The organism is Haloferula sp. BvORR071, from assembly GCF_000739615.1.
In the GTDB taxonomy this organism is placed as follows: domain Bacteria; phylum Verrucomicrobiota; class Verrucomicrobiia; order Verrucomicrobiales; family Akkermansiaceae; genus Haloferula.
The window spans coordinates 128731-137942 of sequence record NZ_BATP01000058.1; the positions used below are offsets into that span (position 1 = coordinate 128731).

Consider the following 9212-nt stretch of genomic DNA (forward strand, 5'->3'; position numbering starts at 1 on the left):
GTCCGCCCCGCTATTTCCGCGGGTTGCGCCCACAAGCTCATGTCCGCCCACACCGACTTCCGCAGCCGTCACCTCGGGGCCATCGGCTCCGATCGCGAAGAAATGCTCCGCGCCACCGGCTACGCATCGCTGGATGCCTTGATCGCCGATACGGTCCCCGCCGGTATCCGCTCGGACAAGGTTCTGGATCTGCCCGCCGCGAAGTCGGAGCCCGAAGCCCTCGCGTGGCTGAAGGGCATCATGGGCAAGAACAAGGTCCTCAAGTCCTTCATTGGCCAAGGCTACTACGGCACCCACGTGCCGGGCGTGATCCTGCGGAACATTCTCGAGAATCCGGGTTGGTACACCGCCTACACGCCCTATCAGGCCGAGATTGCCCAAGGCCGCCTCGAGGCGCTGCTGAATTTCCAAACTCTCATCACCGAGCTCACCGGGCTCGATGTCGCGAATGCCTCCCTGCTCGACGAAGGCACCGCCGCGGCGGAGGCCATGAGCCTCGCCCTCGCCGGCGCGCCGAAGGGCAAGGTGATGTTCGTTTCCGATGCCTGCCACCCACAGTCGATCGACGTGGTGAAGACCCGTGCCGAGCCGCTCGGCATCGAGATCAAGGTCGGCGATTGGCGGACCTTCGATCCCTCCACCTGCGAAGGTCTCTTCGCGGTGCTGGTGCAGTATCCGGACACTTACGGCAGCGTGGCTGACTACACGGCTTTCTTCGAGAAGGCCCGCGCCGCAAAGGCCGTGACCATCGTGGCCGCCGATCTCTTGGCGCTGACCCTTTTGAAAGCCCCGGGCGAATTCGGCGCGGATATCTGCGTCGGCTCCAGCCAGCGTTTCGGTGTGCCATTCGGCTTCGGTGGTCCGCACGCGGGCTTCATGTCCTGCAAGGATGCGCTGAAGCGCAAGCTGCCGGGCCGCCTGATCGGCGTGTCGGTGGATTCGCGCGGCAAGCCGGGCTTCCGCCTCTCGCTCCAGACCCGCGAGCAACACATCCGCCGCGACAAGGCGACCTCCAACATCTGCACCGCCCAGGTGCTGCTGGCCGTGATGGCCTCGATGTATGCGGTCTATCATGGCCCGGATGGTCTGCGCCACATCGCGAAGAGCGTGCATGCCCGCACCGCCAAGCTGGCTGCCTCCTTGACCGCTACCGGCGTGAACGTGGAGAACGAAAGCTTCTTCGACACCCTGACCGTGTCGGTCGCCGATTCCGCGGAGATCCTGACCAAGGCCGCCGAATGGGGCATCAACCTGCGCGCCATCGATGGCAAGCGCGTCGGCATCGCCTTCGATGAAACGACCACCGACGCGGATGTGGTGGCCCTTTCCGAAGTCTTTGGTGCCAGCACCCTGTCCCACGACAAGGTCAGCGGCTGGCATGCCGATCTCGGCCGCAAGTCGGAGTTCCTCACCCAGAAGGTCTTCAACTCCTACCACTCCGAAACGGAGATGCTGCGCTACCTCAAGCGCTTGGAGTCGAAGGACCTTGCCTTGAACGAATCAATGATCGCCTTGGGCTCCTGCACCATGAAGCTCAATGCGACTTCGGAAATGATTCCCCTGAGCTGGCCGGAAGTCGCTGCCATCCATCCCTTCGTGCCGGCGGACCAAAGCCAGGGCTATCGCGAGATGCTCGGCTTGCTCGAAGGATGGCTGGCGGAAGTGACCGGCTTCGCAGCGGTTTCGCTGCAGCCGAATGCCGGTTCGCAGGGCGAGTATGCCGGCCTGCTGGCGATCCGCCGCTACCACCTCTCGCGCGGCGATACGCATCGCGACGTCTGCCTGATTCCCGTCTCGGCGCACGGCACCAATCCTGCCTCGGCCGTGATGGTCGGCATGAAGGTCGTCGGCGTGAAGTGCGATGAGCAAGGCAACATCGACGTGGGCGATCTTGAAGCCCGCATCGCCGAACACCGCGAGAACCTCGCCGCGCTGATGGTGACCTATCCTTCGACCCACGGGGTCTTCGAGGAGACCATCGTCGGCATCTGCGAATCGATCCACGAGGCGGGCGGCCAAGTCTACATGGACGGCGCGAACATGAACGCGCAGGTCGGCCTCACCAGCCCCGGCCGCATCGGCGCGGACGTCTGCCACCTGAATCTCCACAAGACCTTCTGCATTCCTCACGGCGGCGGAGGCCCGGGTGTCGGCCCGATCGGTGTCGCGCCGCAGCTCGTGCCCTTTCTGCCCGGTCACCGCGAACTCGATTCCGCGGAAGGCCCGGTCTGCGCGGCTCCCTGGGGCAGCGCCTCGATCAACACGATTTCCTGGATGTACATCGCAATGATGGGTCCGGACGGTCTCAAGGAAGCGACCGAAACCGCGATCCTGAATGCGAACTACGTGGCCAAGCGCCTCGGCTCCTTCTTCCCGGTGCTCTACTCGGGCAAGGCCGGTCTGGTCGCCCACGAGTGCATCATTGATGTCCGCCCGCTTTCCGAGAAGAGCGGCGTCACCGTCGAAGATGTGGCGAAGCGCCTGATGGATTACGGCTTCCACGCGCCGACCATGAGTTGGCCGGTCGCCGGCACCCTGATGATCGAGCCGACCGAGTCCGAGTCGAAGCCTGAGCTCGACCGCTTCTGCGATGCGATGATCTCCATCCACGGCGAGATCATGGCCGTGATCAACGGCGAGGCCGACGCCGAGGACAACGTCCTCAAGAACGCCCCGCACACCGCGGACAGCGTGATTGCCGACGAGTGGACCCACGCCTACGGCCGTGAGGCCGCTGCCTATCCGCTGCCCTATCTCCGCAACCACAAGTTCTGGCCTTCCGTCGGCCGCATCGACAACGTCCACGGCGACCGCAACCTGGTCTGCACCTGCGACAGCGTGGAGGCTTACGCGGCGGCCGCGAAGTAGCCTTGCATGTTGGATCCCCTCGCCGAGCCCGTCTATCCGCTGGAGAGAGCGGAGTTCGTGCGGGCATTGGCGACGGGGCAGGGGCGGGCGATGATCCATGTCGAGCGCTGCGGCGCGGAAGCTTTCGAGGATGAGATCCTGGATGCCGCGCTGTTCCCGAAGGTCTACGACACCCAGTGCAACGGCTATGGGGAGCAGTGGCTGGCCCGGCTTTGTGCCATGGCGGGGCTCGTGGATGTGATCATCTTCGGGAGTCACGGCATCGAAGGGGGGAACGGGACATTGCGTTGCCGCTTGCTGAAAGAGTTCGCGCTCCAGGGGCACGCTGCGGCGCGGCCGGCGCTGCGCGAGATGTGCCGCTACGATGCGGAGTGGAATGACCTGATCGCCCGCGAGGAGATCGTGGAGCTTGAGGGCGAGGAAGGCTTCATCTTCGTGGTGGAGCAACTCGGGGAGAGCTTGCTGGCAGACACGGATTTCCGGATCTATCCGAGCGAGATCTCGGTGCTGGATGAGAAATGCGGGAAGGGAACTGCCATGACGATTCTCGAGCGGGAGAGTCCGGGAAATCCGTGGATTGCCGCGTATCACAAGGCGGTGCTCGAGGATCAGGCCCGGGACCAGAAGAAGCCGGCGCCTTTCGAGCCTACGGTAGAAGAAGTCATCGGGATGATCCTGACATCTCCGACGCAGATGCCCCGGCTGATCCATTGCGGAAAGAGAGCGACTGTGGAGGAGCGTCTGAAGGTTGCCGCTTTGGACTTCACCAAGATGAGTCCGGCGTCCTTGGGGAGCTACTTGTGCTACTTCCGGGAAACCGGCTTTCCGGAATTCAGGGAGGAGCATCTGGAACTGCTCGGAAATACCGGAGATCGGATCTCCGGGAGGGCTCGTAAGGTCCTGTCTCACCACGCCGAGCCCTTGGTCAGAAAGGCGGCTTATGAAGCTCTCGCGCGAGGCGAGGTCGGTTCGTTCGTCGAACTGCTCCGTAGCAGCGGTCTGGCCGGGGATATCGAGCCGGTTCTTGAGGCGATCAGTGCTCCGGCGACTCTGGCGGATCTTGATGAGTGTCACTACATCGGCCCGGCACTGATCGAGATGATGGAAGCCAATCCGGCGATGAGGGATCTCCGTTTGCCTATGTGGGCTTACCAGCACAATCCCTGCATGATCTGCCGGGAGGAGGCCGTGAAGGCCATGAAGGAACTGCCGGATTTCCCCACCTGGGTTGCGCAGGAATGTCTCTATGACGCTCGCGAGGACATCCGCTCCTTGGTGGCGACATAGGTTCTCCTGACTAACCTGAGGGTGTTCGGGCTCACTGCGGTGACCTTCTTCGAACCCACGGCGGACTCCGCTTGGAGGGCCACATATCCGGCGAAGGGCCCGGACTTTGCGCGTGCCAGTCCCGCCCGCACCTGCCAAAACCCGCCCGTGCATTCCTCACCGATCGATTGGGCCAGCTGGCGGGCGGAGATCCATGCCACGCTGCTCTTCATCATCCGCGATGGGGAGATCCTCTTGATCGAGAAGAAGCGCGGCCTCGGGGCGGGGAAGATCAATGGCCCCGGCGGCAAGATCGATCCCGGTGAGACACCCCGGGAATGTGTGATCCGGGAGACACGGGAAGAGCTGGAAATCACCGCCTTGCGTCCCACGAAAGTGGGAGAGCTCCACTTCGCGATGTCAGACGTGCCGGATATCCTTTGCCATGTCTTCCTGGCCCGCGATTTCGAGGGCAATCCCACCGAGACCGCGGAGGCCAAGCCCCTCTGGGTCCGCTTGGATGACCTCCCCTACGACCGCATGTGGAAGGATGATATCGACTGGCTGCCGCTGTTGCTCGATGACCGCAGATTCCACGGCCGCTTCGTCTTCTCGGGCGAGGACGTGATCTGGAAAGATGTGGAGGTCGACGTCCACTTCAGCAACGCCGCGAGTTGAGGCATCGGCTGGTCAGGGACGCGGGCGCGCATTCCGCCGGCCGCCTCCTTGGTCAAAAGAAAACGCCCGTTCCACCAAGGAACGGGCGTGTTGGTGTTGATTAAACTGAAGCAGGCCCGCTGTGCTTACAGTGCGGACTTGAGGGAGTTGAACTGCGTCTTGAGCTTGGACAGCTCCTTCTCGGCTCTCGCGATCTGGTCGTGAAGGGCCTGCAGCTTGGAAAGCTTCTTGCCAATCGGTCCAGCGACGGCGCTACCGCCGCCGATGCTCAGGGATCCTCCGCCCGGACCCGTGCGGATCCAGCTGGAGATGGTGAGGGGTGAGATCTTGTATTTCTTCGAAGCGGCACTCTGGCCGCCGCGCCCCTTATCGGCATTTACCTTATCAACGAAGGCGATGATGTCCGCCTTCTCTTTCGCGGTGTACCGGCGGCCTTTCGCCGCGTTGACGTTGGAGTTGCTCATGACTCTGGAGGTGTAGTCCCTGGGGTCTTGAGCTCGCAAGCCGAATCTTGAACTAAGACTCACTTTTTTTATATATGCGTAGTTCCACGATGACATCCTTTTGTTCGTTCATGGAGGGGCTCTAGCGACATTCTCAAAATCGGCACCACGTGAAAACTGCGTCATTTCAAGCGTTGGACTCGCTTTCGAATCAGCGTGTTGCGCGGAACGCTGGAGAAATGGCAAGCCGTCAACAGTAGAGGATTTTCAGCGCATCGTGTTTTCACGTAGAAGGGGAAACCGTTACTCAGTTGAGTGATTCCCCGGAGCCTGCCTCGCTTTGTTTCATCTGTTGGTGATGGTCGGAGGCTGTGGGTTGGGTTCGGTGTCTTTCGCGCAATTGATTGATTCAGAGTGGGCTGAGAGGTCGATGTTAGGTCGACTTAATGCAATCTTAATATTTCGACTCGCGGTGGCGCGCTGCTCTTGCGGCGGAGCGGTCGGTTAGAGCGTTTTGCTAGCTCAGGTGTCTGCCGTCTGGGCTGGAAGGACAACATTCGCAAATTCAGCCATGCTGGTAAGCCATGCCCCGGCGCCTTCTTCCACGGCTTTGCGGGCCACCACGCCGCCAAAGCCGATGAAAAGATCGACCTCCGGCTTGGCCTCCAGATCGGAGATGCCATCGCCCATCATGATCACGGCTTCGGGCCGCATCGCTTGCTTCCATTCCCGCACGACCTCTGGCTTCCCGCCATTCCGGGTGGTGGGATAGTTGGTGCCATATCCGGCGTAATTCCCTTCGGCATCGAAGTAGAGTGGCACTGCCTCGACGTGCTCGATCCCCAGGGCCTTCGCCAGTGGCCGGATCAGCGGCTCGAAGCCGCCGGAGAGAATTACCGGTGTCCAGCCCTTGGCCCTCAAGCCGGCGATGACCTCCGCCACGCCGGGGACGAGGGTGTCGACATAGAGCTGCGCCACTGCATCGGCAGTCGCGCGATCCGGCTGGATGATCTCCATGCGCCGCCCGAAGACTTCGCCGATCGGCACTTCACCGTTCATCGCCTGGTGGGTGAGATGCTCCACCAGTGCGAAGACCTCCGGCCCGCGGGCCCGCCCGAGTTCGTCGATGCCCTCGATGCTGGAGAGCGTGGAGTCGCAATCGAAGAAGGCCAGCTTGCCCCGTGCCTTGGTGGGCGGGAGGATCTCGACGATCATGCCCGGCTCGACCAAGTCATGGAGCTCGATCACATCGGCATTCGCGAGCCGCACGCAGCCGCAACTCGCCGGGCTGCCGAGCTTCGCCTCGTGGTTCGTGCCATGAATGTAGATGTAGCGGTCGAAGGAATTGGCATTCTCCGGCTCCAGGCCACTCAGGCGGATGATGCGGGTGAGCACATGGTCCTTCTCGCTGGCGTCGCCGGCTTGCCAGAGGCCCACCGGTTCACGCGCCACGAAGATGGTGCCGCTCGGCTGATCACCACCTACTTTCTGGCAGATCACGAAGCGGCCGGTGGGCGTGCGATGGCTACCTGGCGTGAAACCCACGCCCTTGGCCGCCGTGGAGACCGGATAGCAGCGCTGGAGTTCTGTGCCGCGGAAGACGCGGAGGACTTGGTCATCGACGGATACTTCCAGGCGGAGTTCGTTCATGGCGGTGCTTGCAGTGCGATCAGTGAGTTCTTGCCGCCCAAGGCGGAGGCGATTTTGAAAAGAGTGGCGGAAGCAGGAAGTCTGCCCGACGGCGGCGTCATGGACAGGCAGCCGGGGCAGCTTAAGCCCGGTAGCAAGGGCGGCAGTTGATGCTCGCGCACGAATGCTGCCAGCAGCACGGTTTCCAGCAAGCCGCCGCCGCCGATGCCGTGTCCGGTCCAAGGCTTGAGCGGGCTGAGCAGTGTGCCTTCTCCCAGCGCGGCGCGAATCGCCGCGGGTTCCAGCAGCGCGTGCGCCGCGGTGCCGCTGGCATGCGGGCACAGCGCGGCGGGCGTGCCGAACTTCGCGCGGGCCTTGCCTAACAGTTCAAGCAGCCCCGGTGCGCCGGGGGGCATGCCGATGGCATCTGCCGCGTCTGCGTTTGCCAGATAGCCCGCCATGCGGGGACTTGAATCCTTGCTGCCCGCTTCCAGGGCGATGGCTGCCGCCGCTTCCGCAGGCAAGATTCCCGAGGTCTCCGCGGAGTAGGGATCGTTGCGGTTGTTCTTCGAGAGGATCCCAGTCGCCGCGTAGCTGTCCAGCAGGGCGGGGGACAGGGGGAGATCGACTGCGACCACCAGCGCCCGCTGCGCCAGACCTGCGGAGAGCCATAGGGCGGCCATGCCCAGCGCATCGATCCCCGCCGCGCAGCCGCTCGACTGCACTTGCCAAGGGCCGCGGATGCCGAGCTCGATGCTCACTGCTGCCGCCGGCTCGCTGTGGAGCGAATTGCTCGCGGCCATTAGCGGGAAGGCACGGCGCTCTGGCCACGGGTCGATCCAGCCGGCTGCCGTGCCGCGGCTGGTACCGAGGAAGACCACCGCATCGCGAAGCTCATCCGCGTTCCAGTCTGCCTCGGCGACCGCTTCTCGCGCCACATGCAGTGCGGCCATGCTGGCGGGCGACCACTTGCGGCTGCATAGCAAGTCCCGCCGCTCAATCCACGCCGCCGCCAGTCCTGCATGCGGGCTGCCTTCTCCTAACAGCTCGGCCAAGGGCCGGAAACCTGTGCGCCCCGCCTGCATCGCGGCCCGATGGCCAGCCACGGATTCGCCCAAAGTGGACAAGGCCCCGAGGCCGGTGATGGAAAGCGGCGTGTCGATGGAGGGGGACTAGCCATTGCCGGGCCCGCAAGCCAATGCAGAATTTTCGCGCGGGCCCAGATGCGCACTACAGCATCTCTTCCACGAACTTCTGCTTGTTGAACAGGGCGAACTGCTCCGGCTCCTCGCCGGTGCCGAGGTAGCGCGGTGGAATGCCGAGCTGCTCGTAGATGGAGACTGCCACGCCGCCTTTGCCGGAACCGTCCATCTTGGTGACGATCAGTCCGTCGATCGGGCAGGCCTTGTGGAATTCCTTCGCCTGTTGGAGCGCGTTGGCGCCCGTCGTCGCATCCACCACCAGCAGGGTCAGGTGAGGGGATGTCTCGTCGTTCTTCGCCAGGGTGCGTTTGATCTTGGACAGCTCCTCCATCAGGTTGTGGCGGGTGTGCAGGCGCCCCGCGGTGTCGCAGATCAGATACTTGGAGCCGTCGGCGATCGCCTTCTGGTGCGCATTGAAGCAGACCGAAGAAGGATCGGCATTCGGCTGGCCCTTCACCACCGGGATGTCCAGGCGCTGGCCCCAGCGCTCAAGTTGCTCCACGGCGGCGGCGCGGAAGGTGTCCGCGGCAGCCAGTACGGTCGGCTGGCCACGGCGTTGCAGCCAATGCGCGAGCTTCGCGCAGGAGGTCGTCTTGCCGACGCCATTGATCCCAACCACCAGGAAAGTGAAGGGTTTGCCGTCCATCCGCGGCAAAAGCGGCGGCGAATCCGGCGGCAGCCGGTCCGAAACGTGGCGGCGGGCCGACTCAATCACGTCATCCGCGGAGACCTGGCGGCCGAGATCCTGCAGGTCCGTCACGATCTGCATCGCCAGCTTCGGGCCCAGATCGGCGCCAATCAGGTCGGCTTCGAGCTCGTCCCAGTCGATTTCCGCCTTGTTTGCGATCTTGTTGTAGAGGGATTTGAAGAAGCCGGCCATGGAAAGGCGGCGTTTCTAGCGGGCGGAAGCGGGGTGGGAAAGCCCCGAGTGCGGAGGGAATGCGGAGTGCTGAAATCCCCGGAGCCGCGGGTCCTCAGGCCGCGGGTGCCTCTTCACTCCGGCCCTTCTCACTCCCCATTCCGCACTAGCCCCTTGTTTTTGCAGTTGAATGTAGCGGCGGCATCGGGAATCAATCTCCCCGCCCCGCCGTTCGGCCGGGCTTTTTATTCCAATGAGTCAAGGATA

7 protein-coding genes are annotated in these 9212 nt (G+C 63.3%); 3 read left to right on the forward strand and 4 right to left on the reverse strand.

Features of this window, described 5'->3' with window-relative positions:
• Positions 1 to 39 precede the first annotated feature (39 nt).
• Genes gcvP through BV071_RS29055 form a run of 3 tightly spaced genes read left to right on the forward strand, consistent with a single transcriptional unit; the run spans position 40 to position 4812 of the window.
• Positions 40 to 2868, forward strand: a complete 2829-nt coding sequence (gene gcvP / locus BV071_RS29045; protein ID WP_035614999.1) for an aminomethyl-transferring glycine dehydrogenase — start codon at positions 40 to 42, stop codon at positions 2866 to 2868.
• A 6-nt stretch (positions 2869 to 2874) separates the two neighbouring features.
• Positions 2875 to 4155, forward strand: coding sequence for a hypothetical protein (locus tag BV071_RS29050; protein ID WP_035615001.1), 1281 nt, complete (start codon positions 2875 to 2877; stop codon positions 4153 to 4155).
• A gap of 21 nt (positions 4156 to 4176) precedes the next feature.
• Positions 4177 to 4812, forward strand: coding sequence for an 8-oxo-dGTP diphosphatase (locus tag BV071_RS29055; RefSeq protein ID WP_265595027.1), 636 nt, complete (start codon positions 4177 to 4179; stop codon positions 4810 to 4812).
• A gap of 125 nt (positions 4813 to 4937) precedes the next feature.
• Here the strand turns inward: BV071_RS29055 and BV071_RS29060 are convergent, their stop codons facing one another.
• From BV071_RS29060 to ftsY, 4 genes are all read right to left on the reverse strand, one after another.
• The gene (locus BV071_RS29060) at positions 4938 to 5276 is read right to left on the reverse strand and encodes a hypothetical protein (protein ID WP_035615003.1); all 339 of its coding nucleotides are present in this window, start codon (positions 5274 to 5276) and stop codon (positions 4938 to 4940) included.
• 501 nt (positions 5277 to 5777) lie between these two features.
• The gene (locus BV071_RS35955) at positions 5778 to 6905 is read right to left on the reverse strand and encodes an HAD-IB family phosphatase (protein ID WP_265595028.1); all 1128 of its coding nucleotides are present in this window, start codon (positions 6903 to 6905) and stop codon (positions 5778 to 5780) included.
• Positions 6902 to 7990 carry a beta-ketoacyl synthase N-terminal-like domain-containing protein gene (locus tag BV071_RS29070; RefSeq protein WP_265595029.1) on the reverse strand — a complete coding sequence of 363 codons (1089 nt, stop codon included), beginning with the start codon at positions 7988 to 7990 and terminating at the stop codon, positions 6902 to 6904. Before BV071_RS29070 ends, BV071_RS35955 begins: the two co-directional genes overlap by 4 nt.
• A 124-nt stretch (positions 7991 to 8114) precedes the next feature.
• Positions 8115 to 8966: a signal recognition particle-docking protein FtsY gene (gene ftsY / locus BV071_RS29075; protein ID WP_035615007.1), complete on the reverse strand. Its 852-nt coding sequence runs from the start codon at positions 8964 to 8966 to the stop codon at positions 8115 to 8117.
• Between the last annotated feature and the right edge of the window lie 246 nt (positions 8967 to 9212).